The sequence below is a fragment of the Krasilnikovia sp. M28-CT-15 genome (assembly GCF_047159595.1).
In the GTDB taxonomy this organism is placed as follows: Bacteria; Actinomycetota; Actinomycetes; order Mycobacteriales; family Micromonosporaceae; genus Actinoplanes.
In genome coordinates this window covers 5,778,677-5,793,882 of record NZ_BAAGAK010000001.1, presented here as the reverse complement: position 1 = coordinate 5,793,882, position 15,206 = coordinate 5,778,677, and the positions used below count along the sequence as shown (strand labels likewise).

The following is a 15,206-nucleotide window of genomic DNA, read 5'->3' as shown; positions in this document are numbered from 1 at the left end:
TTCAGCGCTTTTCCCCGACTCACCCGGAGATGCGTCAATGAGGCTCCCCCTCCGCACCGCCATCGGTGCCCTGGTCACCACGCTGGCCACCGGTGTCGCGGTCGCCACCCCGGCCGCCGCCGCACCGATCGGCCAGGGCTTCACCGTCACCCGCGCCGACCTGGCGTACATCCTCAAGCAGATCAAGATCGCTGAGGCGCACGTCGCGCACACCACCAGCGAGACCGGCCCCTGCGGCGCCCTGCTCGGCGACGGACCGGACCAGCTGCCCAGCCCGCTGCTCTCCATGGGCCTGCGCACGGTCGACGGCAGCTGCAACAGCCTCACCGCCGGGCAGGAGACGTACGGCGCCGCCGACCAGAAGTTCCCCCGGCTGGCCGGCAAGAACTTCAAGGCCGCGGAGAGCGCCCCGGCGGGCATGTTCGGCCCGGGCAGCCCGGCGATGTCCACCACCTACGCGGACAAGACCAAGAACAACACCGTGGTCGACTCGCAGCCCCGGCTGATCAGCAACCTGATCGCCGACCAGACCGCGAAGAACCCGGCCGCCGTCGCGGCCGCGGGCAACCCGGTCCGGTCGCAGAGCGGCGCGACGTCGCCGGCCACCGACGGCGGGACGCTGTTCATCCCCAACGTCACCACCGACGTCGGCCTGTCCGCGCCGTACAACTCGTGGTTCACGCTGTTCGGGCAGTTCTTCGACCACGGCATCGACCAGACCGTCAAGGGCGGCGGCACGGTCATCGTCCCGCTCAAGGCCGACGACCCGCTGATCGCCGGGCCCGACACCACCCCCGGCACCGCCGACGACCCCAAGCCCGGCGACGCGAAGTACGTGCCGCCGTCGATGCGGTTCATGGTGCTCACCCGGGCCGCCAACCAGCCCGGGGCGGACGGCAAGCTCGGCACCGCCGACGACGTGCAGGACGCGGTCAACACCGACACCCCGTTCGTCGACCTCTCCCAGGCGTACACCTCGCACGCCGCGCACCAGGTCTTCCTGCGCGAGTACGCCAACGACCCGCAGGGCCGCCCGGTGGCCACCGGCAACCTGCTGTCCGGCGCCCTCGGCGGCATGCCCACCTGGGCGGAGACCAAGCGGCAGGCGGCCGAGCTGCTCGGCCTCGCGCTGACCGACGCCGACGTCACCGACGTGCCGATGGTCCTCACCGACGCGTACGGCAAGTTCGTGCCCGGCCCGGAGCGCGGCCTGCCGCAGTACGTCACCCGCTCCGGCCTGGTCGAGGGCGACACGGCGAACCCGGTCCGGGTGCCCGCCGACACGCTGCACTTCGACACGCCGTTCCTGACCGACATCGCGCACAACGCCGACCCGAGCCCGGTCGACTCCGACCACAACCCGGCCACCGCGCCGGTCGCGCCCCGCAAGGACGACGACGACACCGCCAGCGCCGACTTCGCCAAGCAGCCCGCGGGCACGTACGACGACGAGATGCTCGACGCCCACTACATCGCCGGTGACGGCCGGGCCAACGAGAACATCGGCCTCACCGCGGTACACGACATCTGGCACGCCGAGCACAACCGGCTCGTCGGCGACATCGAGCGGGTCCTCACCGAGGACGGCACCGCCCTGGCCGAGTGGCAGATCGGCGACGCCTGGAACGGCGAGCGGATCTTCCAGGCCGCCCGGTTCGTCAACGAGATGGAGTACCAGCACCTGGTCTTCGAGGAGTTCGCTCGCAAGATCCAGCCGGGCATCAACCCGTTCCAGCCGTTCGCGTTCACCCAGACCGAACTCAACCCGGCCGTGTACGCCGAGTTCGCGCACGCCGTCTACCGCTTCGGCCACTCCATGCTCACCGAGCGCATCTCGCGGACTCGCGAGGACGGCTCCGACGCCTCGCTGTCGCTGCTCGACGGGTTCCTCAACCCGATGGCGTACACCGAGAACGGGACGCTGACCCCCGAGCAGGCCGCCGGCCAGATCGTCATGGGCATGTCCGGGCAGGTCGGCAACGAGCTCGACGAGTTCATGACCGACACCCTGCGCAGCAACCTGCTCGGCCTGCCGATGGACCTGGCCGCGATCAACATCGCCCGGGGCCGCTCCGAGGGTGTGCCGTCGCTGAACAACCTGCGGCGCGAACTGCACGAGAAGACCAACGACGGCCAGCTCGCCCCGTACACCAGCTGGGTCGACTTCGGTGAGCACCTCAAGCACCCCGAGTCGCTGGTGAACTTCGTCGCCGCGTACGGCAAGCACCCCACGATCGTCGCGGCCACCACGGCCGCCGCGAAGCGGGCCGCCGCCCGCGCCATCGTCGACCCGCAGACCGGTGACACACCCCCGGCCGACGCCGCCGCGTTCCTGAACGCCACCGGCGCCTGGACCCCGGCCACCTCCGGGCTCGACGACGTCGACCTGTGGATCGGCGGGCTCGCCGAGGTCACCAACCCGTTCGGCGGCCTGCTCGGCAGCACCTTCAACTACGTCTTCGAGGAGCAGCTCACCCGCCTGCAGAACGGCGACCGGCTGTACTACCTGGCCCGTACGCCCGGCATGAACCTGCGCACCCAGCTGGAGGGCAACTCGTTCGCCGAGCTGATCGGGCGCACCACCACCGCGCACAGCCTGCGGGCCGACTCGTTCGCCACCGCCGACTGCACCTTCGAACTGTCCCAGCTCGCCGGCACCCCGGCCGGGTACGAGCAGTTCGGCAACCTGGTCGCCGACGACCCCGCCACCGCCTGCGACGAGAAGGCGCTGCTGATCCGCATGCCGGATGGCACGATCAAGTACCGCTCCCGCAACGCGGTCGACAGGCCCGGCATCAACGCCCAGTCGACCTACTCCGGAACCGACGAGCGCGACCGGGTCAGCGCCGGCAACGACAACGACACCGCCTGGGGCGGCGAGGGCGACGACGTCGTCGAGGGCGGCGCGGGCAACGACATCGCGCTCGGTGGCGAGGGCGACGACGTCCTCACCGACCTCGGTGGCGACGACATCAGCAAGGGTGGCCCCGGCAACGACGCCATCGACGCCGGCCCCGGGCTGGACATCGTGCTCGGCGGTGACGGCAACGACTTCACCAACGGCGGCGCCAACACCAACGAGACGTTCGGCGGCGAGGGCGACGACATCATCAACGCCGGCGACGGCGAGGACGCCGTCTTCGGCGACGCCGGCGACGACTGGCAGGAGGGTGGCAACTCGCCCGACCTGCTGCAGGGCGACAGCGGGAACCTGTTCTTCCTGGACGACTCGAACAAGCCCGGCCACGACGTGCTGATCGGCCAGGGCGGCGACGACGACTACGACATGGAGGGCGGCGACGACATCGGCGTCCAGGGCCCCGGCATCGAGAAGAACGCGGGCGGCTCCGGCTACGACTGGTCCATCGCGGCCCGGCCCGAGCAGGGCGGCGACGACCAGCCGATGGACGCCGACCTGGATCTGCCGCTGCTGCCCCTGGGCATCCTCGCCGTCGGGGTCCGCGACCGGTACAACGAGCTCGAGGCGCTCTCCGGCGGCGTGCACGACGACACCCTGCGCGGCGACGACGTGACCCCGTCCACCCGGGGCGGCGGCGGCTTCCTCGGCTGCGACGCCCTCGACGCCGCCGGCATCGCCCGGATCAAGGGCCTCGACCAGGTCGTCACGAGCCTGCCGATCGCGGCCTCCGCGGTGGGCAACCAGACCGGACGCCCCTGCGACCTGCACGGCAACGTGTGGGGTGAGGGCAACATCCTGCTCGGCGGGCCCGGCAGCGACACCATCGAGGGCCGCGGCGGCGACGACATCATCGACGGCGACCGCTACCTCACGGTCCGGCTCAGCGTCCGCGACGCCGACGGCAAGGAGATCCGCACGGCGAACAGCATGGCCGAGCTCCAAGCGGACGTCTTCGCCGGGAAGCTCAACCCCAAGGACATCGTCACCGTACGGGAGATCCGCGCCGGCTCCGGCGGCCAGGACACCGCAGTCTTCTCCGGCGCCCGCGACCAGTACGCCGTCACCCCGGTCGGCGACGCCCTGATCGTCTCCGGCCCCGACGGCACCGACACGGTTCGCAACATCGAGAAGCTGAACTTCGCCGACCAGACCGTCGAGGTCACCGCGGCGACCGCGGCCACCGCCGTCACCGCCTTCGCGGGCGACGCCGAGGCCACCGTCCTGTGGACCGTGCCCGTGGACTCCAGCGGCGCGATCGTCACGGGCTACCAGATCGAGGTCAACGACGGCGGCACGCCCCGGCTGGTCGACGCGCCCGCCACGGCCACCAGCATGGTCGTCACCGGCCTCACCAACGGCGTACCGGTGAGCTTCCGGGTCCGTCCCGTCACCGACGCCGGGCCGGGCGAGTTCAGCACCGCGTCCGAGCCGGTCACCCCCACGGCCGCCCCGGACACCCCGGGTATCCCGGTGGCGCCGGACGCCCCGGCGATCGGCACGGCCTCGGCCGGCAACGGCACCGCGGTGGTCCGGTGGACCGCTCCGGCGCGCGACGGCGGCAGCGAGATCTTCGGGTACGAGGTGCAGGCGCTCGACGCCGAGTCCGGCATCGTGCTCGACGTGGACGCCACCGGGCCGGACGCCACCGAACTCACGTTCAGCAGCCTGGTGCCCGGCGGGTCGTACGTCTTCTGGGTCCGCGCGGTCAACGCCGCCGGTGCCAGTGAGTTCTCGGCAACCTCCAACGTGGTCGTGATCAGCACCGACGGTCCGGGCACCCCGACCGACCCCACCGACCCGACCACGCCGGTCGACCCGGGTACTCCGACGACGCCGGCTGACCCGGGTACCCCGACCACGCCGACTCAGCCTGCTGGCCCGGTGCCGCCGGTCACCCGCACGGCGCCCGGCAAGCCGACGATCCGCCAGGCGTCGCCAGGAAACGGGGTCGCCACCGTCCGGTGGACCGCCCCGGCGCAGGACGGCGGCGCGCCGATCACCCGATTCGAGATCCAGGTCCTCACCGCGAAGGGCGCGCAGGTCGGCAAGCTCCGTACCGCGTCGGCCGCCGCTTCGGTCCTGACCGTGACAGGACTGACCAACGGGACGGGCTACCGGTTCCGGGTCCGGGCCGTGAACTCGGTGGGTGCCGGTGCCTTCTCGGCGACCTCGGCCGCGGTGACCTCGCGGACGGCGCCCGGCGCCCCGAAGCGCCTCACCGCCACCCGGGGCTCCAAGGGCGGCAAGCTCACCGCCACCCTGCGGTGGACCGCGCCCGTCTCGACCGGCGGCACGCAGGTCACCGCGTACCGGATCACCCGGCAGCGGCTGGACGCCAAGGGCCGCCCGCACGGCGCCCCCGTGCTGATCGTGGTGTCGGGTAACCGCCGCGCGATGTCGTTCGCCGTCGCCGGTGTGAAGTCGGGCGCCCGCTACCGCTGCACCGTGCAGGCCGTCAACGCGGCCGGTACGGGCCGGGCCCGGGGGGTCACCACGACGGTCCGGTAACGCGAAACAGAGGAAACCGGCGGTGCTGTGATCAGCACCGCCGGTTTCGTTTGTGCACGATCGCCGCGGGGTGGCGCGTGTTTCGCCGGTACCGTGCGAAGACATGGGCTACGAGAAGGATCCGCGGGTGGACGCGTACATCGCGGCGTTGCCCGAGTGGCAGCAGGCCGTCTGCCGGCAGGTGCGCGACCTGATCCATGCCGCCGATCCGGAGGTGGCCGAGACCATCAAGCGCACCGACCGGCCGTACTTCGTGTTGGACGGCAACGTCTGCGCGCTGCTGGCCGCGCGCGACCACGTCAACGTCTTCCTGTACGACGGCGCGATCGTGCCCGACCCGGAGGGGATCATCACGGGTGGGCACGACAACAAGACCGCGCGCACCGTGGCCGTCCGGGAGGGCGAGGTCGTCAACAAGCGTGCGTTGACCGCCATGTTCCGGCAGATCATCGCCAACAATCGCGCCGGCGGCTGGCGCAAGCTGAAGGGCGGACAATAGCGGCCATGGCCACGTTGAAGACCACCCGTACCGACGCCAGCGTCGATGACTTCCTCGACGGCTTCGACGACCTGCTGGCCCGCCTCGGCAATCCCAGGACCGGCCAGGGCTGCCTCTACCTCACACGCGTCGCCGATGTCGACCTCGGCGTACTGGAGGATCTGATCTCGCGCTCCGCAGCCCAGGCGGTCGAGAGCTAGCGGCCACGCGATCAGGCAACCCGAAGGGTGAGCGGGCCACCGCGGCCTGGGTGAGGGCGGCCCGAACTGATCCACCGGACGCGGCCCGGGCGGTCGATCCGCCCGGGCCCTCGTCGCGCGTTCGTCAGGACTCGGCCGCTACAGGGCCCACGGTGGCGTGCCGATCAGGCTGCCGTCGGCGGCCTGGGCGACGAACCCGGCGCGGATCGCCACGTACACCGTGGCTGGTTGGTCGCCGGGGTTGCACAGCTGGATCGGTGCGCCCGCCGGTGCGACGGCCGCGTCTCCGGGGCCGAGCGCCTCGGTGTCCAGGCCCAGCTGGACGGTGCCGGAGACGACCATGAAGACCTCGTCGGAGTCGAGCGTGTGCGGTTCCGGTGACTTGAGGCCCGGCGCGACCGTGAGCAGCCAGGTGCAGAGGCCGGCCGAGCCGCGGCTGGGCGCGGCCAGCGCGGTGAATTCGACGCCGGGCACCTCGAAGTGCGGGGCCTGCGCGGCGCGGATGATGTGCATCGGTTCCTCCAGATAGACAAGTCAACTTGTCCAAGCTGACTTGTCTATCATGAAGGCATGACGGCATCGGCGCAACCCATTGATCTCGGCATCCTGCTCGGGCTCGCATACCAGAACTTCGTCCGCGACCTCCGCGGGCACTTGGCGGAGCAGGGCTTCGACGACCTCGGCCGCTCCGACGGGTTCGTGTTCCGGGCGCTCGGTGGCCGCCCCATGTCCATCAGCGAGCTCGCCGCCAGGCTCGAAGTGACCAAGCAGGGTGCGGCGCAGATCGTCGACGACATGCAGCGGCGCGGCTACGTCCGCCGTACCCCGGATCCCCATGACCGGCGCGCGCACCGCCTGGAACTCACCGACCGGGGCGCCGCGGCGCTCGCCGCGGCGCACCGCTTCCACCAGCGTTATGAACGGCGCCTGGCGCGCGAGCACGGGGCAGCGGCGATGGGTGTGCTGCGCGACGTGCTCAGCGCGGTGGCCGGTGGACCCCCCGAGACACTCGATCCGCAGCTGCGCGCCATGTACCTGTAGCCGCTGGCCACAGCTGCGGCAGGATAGCCTCGGGACGGCCGACGGCGGGTACGGAAGGAGATCGCGGTGGCTGACGCGGACGACGTGCGCCGCCTCGCGCTGGCCCTGCCGCACGTGGTGGAGATTGACAGCGACGGCTTCGACTTCCGGGTGGCGGGCAAGGGATTCGTCTGGTCCTACCCCGAGCGCAGGCCGGGAAAGCCGCGGGTGATCCGCACCGACATCGCGGTGCTGTACGTGGGCGACGAGGCGGAGAAGCAGGCCCTGCTGCTCGGCGAGCCCGACCGGTTCTTCACCACCGCCGGATACGACGGCCTGCCCCTGGTGATGCTGCGACTGGCCCGGGTGAGCGCCAAACGCCTGAGCGAGCTGGTCACCGACGCCTGGCGGATGCGCGCGCCGGACGAGCTGCACGCCGACCTGGAAGCGGACGCCTAGGCAGGCACGTCACTGCGCCACCAGCGCGTCGCCGAGTTCCACGAGACGCTGCGCCAGCCCGTCCACGTCGGCCTCGTCGTGCCGCACGCCGATGAAGCACGGCCGGATCGCGAAGCGGCCGCCGACGACGGTGCTGGTCGGCAGGTAGCCGGTGGTGCGCCACAGCCGGCGCAGCAGTTCCTCGTTGAGCCGGTCCAGGTGCGCGTCGTCGGCCGGGCGGAGAGGCCGGTACCGCACGCAGGCCACCGACAACTCCGGCTCGGTCAGCGCCTCCAGGCGCGGATGGTCGCGGGCCAGCTCGGTGAGGCGGCGGGCGTATCCGACGTGCCGGCGGATCCGCTCGCCCAGACCCGCGCGGCCGAGCTCGCGCAGCACCGCCCAGACCAGTACACCCCGCGGCGGCGCCGACAGTTCCACCCCCATGTCGTCGTAGTGCACGCCGAACTCCTCGAACGGGGAGGCCACCGCCCCCTGACCGGGCATCGCCAGATACGCCGCCGGGGTCTGCGTGAAGCACCGGTGCAACAACTGCGGGTCCCGCACGTACGTGGCGGCGCAGCCGACCCCGGTCGCCAGCCACTTGTGCGGGTCGACGATCCACGACTGCGCGCGGCGCATCCCGTCGAACCGTCCGGCCAGCTCCTCGACACCGGCCGCGGGCAGCCCGTACGCGCCGTCGACGTGCAGCCAGACGTCGTGGCGTTCGGCGATGTCGGCCAGCGCGTTCAGGGGGTCGATCGCCCCGGTGTTGGTCGTACCGGCCACCCCCACGACCGCGACCGGCGCCGTCCCAGCGGCCACATCCGCCCCGATCATGTCAGCGAGCAGATCGGGGCGGATCCGCTGGCGCCCGTCGACCGGTACGGCCCGGACGCCGTCGCGGCCCAAGCCCAGCACGGCGGCGGCCCGCTGGATCGTGTGATGCGCCTCGGCGCTGGCGTAGATCCGGCCCCGGGCGCCGGGCGGCAGGCCGTCGCGGCCGACGTCGACGCCGCGCCGTTCGAACGCGGCCTGCCGCGCCGCGCCGAGCGCGAGCAGGTTCGCCACCGAGCCGCCACTGCTGTATATCCCGGCGACCGGCTCGTCCAGCCCGCAGATCTGGGCCAGCCAGCGCAGCGAGACGTCTTCGAGCAGGTTGAAGGCGCTCACCGCGTACCGCTGGGGGCTGGCCAGCGCGGCCGCGAACTGGGCGATGGCCGGGACAGCCGACGGGCCGGTGGTGATGAAGCCGGTGAACCGGGGCGCGCCGACCGGCAGCCCGTTGGCCACCACCCGCTCGGCCAGTTCGGCGAGGGTCGCCCGGGCGCCGGCGCCGTGTTCGGGCAACGGCGTGTCCAGCTCCGCCCGCCAGCTGTCCCGGCGTCGCGCCGGTCCGGTGACGTCCGTGAACTCCAGCCAGCGTTCCAGGGCCGGCAGGACCTCGAGGGTGGCCTCGGTGAGACCGAACGCGGAATCGACGCCCATGCGGTGAGCATGCCACCGACCGGGTGGGCGGTCGTCCGGTTCCGGCGCCGCCATCCCCGGCAGATGCGTCCGGACGTGTCGATGCCCACGTGTCACGGAATTTGCTTCAACCCGGTGCCCCGGGGGCCGATCGGAACAAGGACGACTGGGGGTGATCCGGTGGACGACGGCGTGATGGGTCCGGCGGAGCTGTCGGCTGCGCTGGAGGCCCTCGAGGACCAGATCGTCCTGAACATCGAGTCCTGCCATGCCGCCGCGGTCGAGCTCGAAAAGCACGCCGCGGCCATCGGCGACGAGGGGCTGCTGGTACGCGCGCGCCTGTGCGCGGCCGGGATGCTGTTGCGGACCGGCGAGACCGCCACGGCAGCTCGGCAGATCTCCGCGCTGCACCAATGGGCTGTCACGCACGGTGATCGCCGGCTCCAGGCGCGCACCCACATGGCCTGCGGGAACGTGCAGCGGTTGGCGGGTGACGCGGCCAAGATGCTGGAGCACGCGCTCAGCGCGGTCGAGCTGCTGGACGAGCACGCCAGCGCGTACATGCAGGTGGCGCACCGGCTCCGGCTGGCCGAGGCGCTGGCTCTCAACGGTCCGGTCGACGCCGCCCGGCCCCGGTTCCGCCAGGCCGAACAGCTGGCCCGGGAGCTGGAGCAGTGGGAGCTGCTCACGGTCGTGCTGAACAACTGGGCGTACATCGAATACACCAGCGATGAGTTCGCCCGCGCCGAGCAGGTGGCCGGGCGGCTCACGGCGCACGCGGCGGCGCACGGCTTCGACCTGGACCCCACCGCCCTGGACACGATCGGCGGGATCCAGATCGCGAACGGCCAGTACGCCGAGGCCGAACAGACCATGCGGGTGTGCATCGCGCGCTACCACGACGGGTACAGCGACGACGCCGACGACATGGCCGAGTACCTGCTGACGCTGGCCCGGGCCCTGCGCGGCCTGGGTGAGCTGGACCAGGCCCAGGCCAGCCTGGACTCCTCCCGCGACCTGTGCGCGGAGCGCGAGCTGCACGAGGTCATGGTCCGGGTCCATCAGGAGCAGGCCGAGATCTACGCCGCCCGCGGCGACTTCGCCGGGGCGTTCGCCGAGCAGAAGGTGTTCTTCGACTCCCGGGAGAGCCTGCGCTCGCGGCAGCGTGAGGCGCAGGCGCAGACCCGGCATGCGATGTTCGAGACCGCCGAGGCCCGCCAGGAGGCCGAGCAGTTCCGCGAGCAGGCCCGCCGCGACCCGCTGACCGGGCTGCGCAACCGACGGTACGTGGACGAGGAACTCACCGGCCTGATCGCCACCGACCCTGAACTGACCCTCGCGATCGCCGACATCGACCACTTCAAGCGGATCAACGACACGCTGTCACACGACACCGGCGACCAGGTGCTCGTGGGCGTCGCAGCGCTGCTGGAGACCGGACTGGCGGCGGTCGTACCGGACGGGTTCGTCGCCCGGCTCGGCGGCGAGGAGTTCCTGATGGTCCTGCCCGCCACCACCCCCGCGGTCGCGACCGCCGTCCTCGACGCGATCCGGCAGGCCGTCAGCGACCACGACTGGCGCGACATCGCCGGGGAACTGCCCGTCACGATCAGCATCGGCGTCGCCGGGGTGAACGAGAGCACGCCGCGCAGCCAGGCGGCGGCGCTGTCCACCGCCGACCGCAACCTCTACGCCGCCAAGCACCAGGGACGCAACCGCGTCGTCGCGGGCGTGCCCCACGAACCGCGCCCCCGCGCCTACCGCGACCGCGGCGCCACCTGACCCGCACGGCACACGTCCGGCCGGCCACCAAGGGCCGGCCGGACATGCGCCACGTGATCGGCTACCGGTTGCCGTCGAGGACCGGTGGCGGCTTGCCGACGTACACCGCCGCCGCCTTCTCACCGAGCACCGCGACGTCGAGCGTGCACGCGTCGATCCAGGCATCCTGGACCTCAGCCTGGCGGCAGATCGACATTCCCCGTTCGCGGATCTTCGGCTCGAGGTCCTCCGCGAAGAACGGCTTCGCGGGGTTGCTCTCCTCGACCTTGGTGCCGCACGGAGCCAGCAGCGAGTCGGTGGGCGTGACCCGCCAGCTGTCGCCGTAGCGCTGGTACAGGTCCTCGAAGGACAGCGGGACCCTGAACACGGTGCCGTCGCTGGCCTCGAGCAGCCCGACGTTGTTGTCCGGGTTGCCGAGCAGGCCCCGCACCTTCGTCGGCCAGGTGCCGACGCCGACCGACACGTCCATGTAGTCGGGCGCGCTGTGCGGGGTGATCCGCACGCTGTTGCCGCTCTGATCGGTCACCACGTACGCCCCGCCGGTGTGCCAGATGTCGACACCGGACGGCAACGACAGCGGCTTGCCCTCCCGGAGCTGGATTGCGCGCCCGTCCACGACGAGCCTCGGCCCGCCGCACACGGCCACCGCGGTGCCGTTCATGCGCGTCGCGACCGCCTGGTTGACCGAGGCGTTCGGCCAGGTCGGCGCACCGGAGATGTGCCGTGCCTGCACCTCGAAGTCCGGGCCGACCTGCGCCAGCTCGAAGTCACCGACGGCCTGGAAGTCGTACGACAGCCCGGCGACGGTGTGCGCGTGGACATCACCGAGGGTGCTGGCCGCCGCGCAGGTCGTGGCTGCGCCGCCGACGGTGTCCTCGACGAACTTGACGGCCGGGCCGGGCGATGTCATCGCCGGAGCCGGCGTACCGAAGCTCAGGTTGTTCTTCTCCGCCGTGAACCCGGTGGCCACGCAGAGCGGCGCGGCCGTCCCGCCGTAGATCGTCCTGGTCCGTACGGTCAGCGCCGCCCCGCTGTTGAAGCTGGCCGTGCCGCCGCCGGAGCTGTTGCCCCCGTAGCCGAACACGTTGAACTCGGCGGTGTCCCAGCCGACGGCCGCGTTGACGGCGTTGTCACCGACCCGCGTGTACGCCGTCGCCCCGTTGAACAGGGTGACGCTGTCGCTGCCCGCGTTCGCCTGGCCGGACAGGCTGAGCGCGCCCAGGTTCGTGATCGGCTGGTTGGGCACCCCCACCGCGCCGCCCGTGTTGTTCTTCCAGCAGTAGATGTCTGTGTCGCCCGCGAACGAGAACGTGTTCCAGCCGACCCCGGCGGGGCACGGCGCGTTGTACTGCAGCAGCCAGTACTGGATGAACGCCGCCCCGGACGAGCCGTCGTTGCCGTACACGAACTGCTCCCAGCCCTGGCACCCGGGGTTCGGCGAGCCCGCACACGCCGTGCTGGCGAAGAAGTTCGTGTTGAGCTGCAGGGTGTACGCGTTGGCGATCGGCGGCCCGGAGTTGCCGATCGGCCCGCTCTCGCTGGTCACGTTGACGACGCTGTCGAACGAGCCGATCGCGGTCGAGATGAACCCGCTCGGCACCCGCGCCGCGATGTCACTGCCGTTGCCGATCACCAGGGGCCGCGGCCCACGGTGCGGTGGCTGCGGGATGTCCGGTGCGCTCACGCACCCGACCGCCCGCCACATGAGCTTCGGATACGTGGCGGTGTAACAGCCCCGCCCCGGCCGGGGGGCCGCGGCGATGCTGTTCTGCCAGTCCCGCTGACCCGGACGTGGGGGCTGCGCCGCGCTGGCCGGTGACCAGAGCGCGGATGCCAATATGGTCGTCAGCGCCATGGCGCCGAGCACCATGGGCCGCTTCCTTCGTGTACGTGATCTCATGGCCGTTCCTCTCCCGATGGAGCTGCTGATGAACGCCCGGGGTGGACCGACCAACCAGACGGCGATCGCCGCTGGCGAAGCAATGCCGCCGCTGCTGGCGATGTGCCGTCAGACCGCTGGTGTCAGATAGCCGAACTGGCGCATGAGCTGGCGCACCTTCGCCTCGCGCTGGGTCTGGCCCAGCCGCCCGTAGAGCCGCAGCGCCTCGGCGAAGTTCTCCCGGGCCCGGTCGAACTGCTCCTGGGCGTGGAAGTCGGCCCCGAGGCACCGGTGGGTGATGGCGAGGATGTGCTCGTTGCTGGTGTCCACGGCGATCGCCTTCGCCTCGTGGTGATACCGCAACGCGGTCTCGACACCCAGCTCGAACGTGGCCGAGCCGAGGTTGTTGAGGAAGATCGCCTCCGCCGCCCGGTCGCCCAGGGCGCGACTGAGCTGGACACCCCGCTCGGTCAGCTCCCGGACCCGGGCGTAGTCGTGCCGCCGGAACGCCGCGACGCTGTGCGCCTCCAGCACCCGCATCGTGCCCACGTCGTCCGCTTCCGCGTCGGCCAGCGCGTACGCCTCGTCGAACGTCGCCTCGGCCGGCTCGTGCCGGCCGGCCTCGGCCAGCGCCTTGGCGATGACGCTCAGCATGATCACCCGACGCTGGGCGGTCGGCGCCAGCGCGAGGGCGTCGCGGTAGAAGCCGACCGCCTCGTCGAACTCACCGGCGTTGAAGCTGGCGTTGCCGCGCTTGCTCAGCAGCAGGTGCAGCCGCTCGGTGCCGGGCCGGTCGCGGCTGACGTCGATGGCCGCGTCGAGCAGCCGCAGCAGCGCCAGCGTGTGCCCGTGCGTGTCGAGATACCCGCGGGCGGCCAGCGTCTCGAGGATCGCGACGAAGTCCTCGACCGCGCTCTGCTGGGCCCGGTCCGCGGCCGCCACGATGTTGTCGAGGTCGCGGGCGATCACCTCGTGGTCGTCCGCGTACGCCGCCACGAAGTCGCGGACCGCACCCACCGCCGATCGCGCCCCGTCGTCCCGCAACACCGTGCGGGCGTAGCTCACGGTCAGATCATGGACCACGTACGTGCCGCCCGAGCGCTTGGCGAAGCTCACGTCGACCAGGGCGTTGAGCGCCGACCGGGACCGGCCGAGGCCGATGCCCAGGTAGCAGGAGAGCAACTCCGGGGTGACGCTGCCGCTGAACAGCGCGCCGACCGCGGCCAGCGCGTCCCGGGCGTCGGCGTGGGGGAGCGCGCCGATCGTGGTGTCCAGCAGCCGCCGGCCGCTCTGCCGTCCCGGGGCGGCGAATCCGGCGGGCATCTCCAGCTCGTGCGGGGAGCCGTCGACGTCGTGGCGTAGTTCGGCCGGGGTCAGCGCGTACTGGCGCAGGCGATGCCCCGCGATCTCGATCAGGTACGGGTGGAACCGCAGGTCCCGGCACAGCGCCTCGGCGTCGGGAAGCGCGGCGACCGCGTCGTCGTGCGCGTGATGGGCGAGCAGCCGCACCGCCTCGGCCGCCTCCAGGCCGTCCACCTCCACCTGGTGCTCCAGGCCCAGCCGGAGCCGGGACGTGACCAGGACCGCGACGTCGGCCGGAATCGCCTTGAGGATGGTGTGCAGGGCGGCCGGGTTCCACACATCGTCGAGGACGCACAGGCGGATCCCGGCCTGCGACACCTGGCCCTCGATCGCCAGCAGCCGGGCGTCGCCGGGCGGCGGCAGGCTGCCCCCGGTGCCGAACGCCGTGGACAGGCATCGGGACAGCGCGTCCAGGACGACATCGGCGTCGGCGTCACCGACGCGCAGCCACAGGTACGGTCCGTGGTGCGCGTCGACGCACCGGTCGGCGACGGTCGCCGCGATCGCGGTCTTGCCCGCACCGCCCAGCCCGTACAGCAGGACCCGGCCGTCGGCGTCGAGCCAGCCGGTCACGGTCTCGATGAGGCGCTGCCGGCCGACCATCAGCTCGGGCCGGTTCAGGCGGTTCGCCGCGGTGTCGAACAGGATGACGTCCAGTCTCGTCGTACCGTCGTCATCGGTGTCCGGGGCCGCCCAGCCGGGCCCGGGGCGGGACCGCACGGCCGGGGCCGGAATGCGGGCCCGGTCATTACGGACCGTGGCGGCCGAACGCCGCAGCCGCTCCGCGCGCGCCGGATCGCCGCCCAGGAACCCGACGACGGCTTCGAGCCGTTCCGGCCCGATCGGGCGGGCCGCGGTGAAGAACGCGGACACCGTGCCCGCGGCCAGCCCCACCGCCTTGCCGATGCGGGCCATCGAGGGCTGGCCGTGCGCGCGGTGCAGCCCGTCCAGATACTCCAGGAGCTCGCGCTCCGGGCCGTCGGGCGGCCACCGGTGCTTGCTGAATCCGGCCACTGCTCCTCCCGCCGCTCGCGCCCATGGTCCATCCAACCGCATGCGCGCCGCCCCCCGCACACTGCTGTCGGCCTGCCGATCCTCAGCAGTCCGTCGGCAAACCCTCAGCATTGCCTCCGC

The 15,206-nt window shown here is 72.0% G+C and carries 10 protein-coding genes; 6 read left to right on the top strand and 4 right to left on the bottom strand.

The window, feature by feature from the left end:
• Window positions 1-37: 37 nt before the first annotated feature.
• From ACMCNO_RS26575 to ACMCNO_RS26565, 3 genes are all read left to right on the top strand, one after another.
• Window positions 38-5,428 (top strand): peroxidase family protein, encoded by a 5,391-nt coding sequence (locus ACMCNO_RS26575; protein ID WP_412752171.1) that lies wholly within the window; start codon window positions 38-40, stop codon window positions 5,426-5,428.
• 103 nt (window positions 5,429-5,531) lie between these two features.
• Window positions 5,532-5,927 carry a DUF1801 domain-containing protein gene (locus ACMCNO_RS26570; protein WP_412752170.1) on the top strand — a complete coding sequence of 132 codons (396 nt, stop codon included), beginning with the start codon at window positions 5,532-5,534 and terminating at the stop codon, window positions 5,925-5,927.
• Window positions 5,928-5,932: 5 nt separating this feature from the next.
• Window positions 5,933-6,127, top strand: a complete 195-nt coding sequence (locus ACMCNO_RS26565; RefSeq protein ID WP_412752169.1) for a hypothetical protein — start codon at window positions 5,933-5,935, stop codon at window positions 6,125-6,127.
• Between the two features lie 138 nt (window positions 6,128-6,265).
• On the opposite strand, the gene ACMCNO_RS26560 is transcribed toward ACMCNO_RS26565, so the two are convergent.
• On the bottom strand, window positions 6,266-6,640 hold the full coding sequence (locus tag ACMCNO_RS26560; protein WP_412752168.1) for a cupin domain-containing protein: 375 nt from the start codon (window positions 6,638-6,640) through the stop codon (window positions 6,266-6,268).
• A gap of 57 nt (window positions 6,641-6,697) precedes the next feature.
• On the opposite strand from ACMCNO_RS26560, the gene ACMCNO_RS26555 reads away from it, so the two are divergent.
• Together ACMCNO_RS26555 and ACMCNO_RS26550 are read left to right on the top strand one after the other, a co-directional pair.
• Window positions 6,698-7,168, top strand: coding sequence for a MarR family winged helix-turn-helix transcriptional regulator (locus tag ACMCNO_RS26555; protein ID WP_412752167.1), 471 nt, complete (start codon window positions 6,698-6,700; stop codon window positions 7,166-7,168).
• Between the two features lie 66 nt (window positions 7,169-7,234).
• The gene (locus ACMCNO_RS26550) at window positions 7,235-7,606 is read left to right on the top strand and encodes an MmcQ/YjbR family DNA-binding protein (RefSeq protein WP_412752166.1); all 372 of its coding nucleotides are present in this window, start codon (window positions 7,235-7,237) and stop codon (window positions 7,604-7,606) included.
• 9 nt (window positions 7,607-7,615) lie between these two features.
• Here the strand turns inward: ACMCNO_RS26550 and ACMCNO_RS26545 are convergent, their stop codons facing one another.
• The gene (locus ACMCNO_RS26545) at window positions 7,616-9,070 is read right to left on the bottom strand and encodes a pyridoxal phosphate-dependent decarboxylase family protein (RefSeq protein ID WP_412752165.1); all 1,455 of its coding nucleotides are present in this window, start codon (window positions 9,068-9,070) and stop codon (window positions 7,616-7,618) included.
• A 159-nt stretch (window positions 9,071-9,229) separates the two neighbouring features.
• Between ACMCNO_RS26545 and ACMCNO_RS26540 the strand changes: the two genes are divergently transcribed.
• A complete protein-coding gene (locus tag ACMCNO_RS26540; protein ID WP_412752164.1) occupies window positions 9,230-10,831 on the top strand; it encodes a diguanylate cyclase in 1,602 nt (533 codons plus the stop codon).
• A gap of 61 nt (window positions 10,832-10,892) precedes the next feature.
• Here the strand turns inward: ACMCNO_RS26540 and ACMCNO_RS26535 are convergent, their stop codons facing one another.
• Together ACMCNO_RS26535 and ACMCNO_RS26530 are read right to left on the bottom strand one after the other, a co-directional pair.
• Window positions 10,893-12,701, bottom strand: coding sequence for a hypothetical protein (locus ACMCNO_RS26535; protein ID WP_412752163.1), 1,809 nt, complete (start codon window positions 12,699-12,701; stop codon window positions 10,893-10,895).
• 138 nt (window positions 12,702-12,839) lie between these two features.
• On the bottom strand, window positions 12,840-15,086 hold the full coding sequence (locus tag ACMCNO_RS26530; RefSeq protein ID WP_412752162.1) for an NB-ARC domain-containing protein: 2,247 nt from the start codon (window positions 15,084-15,086) through the stop codon (window positions 12,840-12,842).
• Between the last annotated feature and the right edge of the window lie 120 nt (window positions 15,087-15,206).

Excerpts from the sequence above, each read along its gene's own strand:
- ACMCNO_RS26570 (WP_412752170.1), top strand. The coding sequence starts at position 5,532 with ATGGGCTACGAGAAGGATCCGCGGGTGGACGCGTACATCGCGGCGTTG.
- ACMCNO_RS26560 (WP_412752168.1), bottom strand. The coding sequence starts at position 6,640 with ATGCACATCATCCGCGCCGCGCAGGCCCCGCACTTCGAGGTGCCCGGC.
- ACMCNO_RS26545 (WP_412752165.1), bottom strand. The coding sequence starts at position 9,070 with ATGGGCGTCGATTCCGCGTTCGGTCTCACCGAGGCCACCCTCGAGGTC.
- ACMCNO_RS26575 (WP_412752171.1), top strand. The coding sequence starts at position 38 with ATGAGGCTCCCCCTCCGCACCGCCATCGGTGCCCTGGTCACCACGCTG.
- ACMCNO_RS26555 (WP_412752167.1), top strand. The coding sequence starts at position 6,698 with ATGACGGCATCGGCGCAACCCATTGATCTCGGCATCCTGCTCGGGCTC.
- ACMCNO_RS26565 (WP_412752169.1), top strand. The coding sequence starts at position 5,933 with ATGGCCACGTTGAAGACCACCCGTACCGACGCCAGCGTCGATGACTTC.
- ACMCNO_RS26535 (WP_412752163.1), bottom strand. The coding sequence starts at position 12,701 with ATGGTGCTCGGCGCCATGGCGCTGACGACCATATTGGCATCCGCGCTC.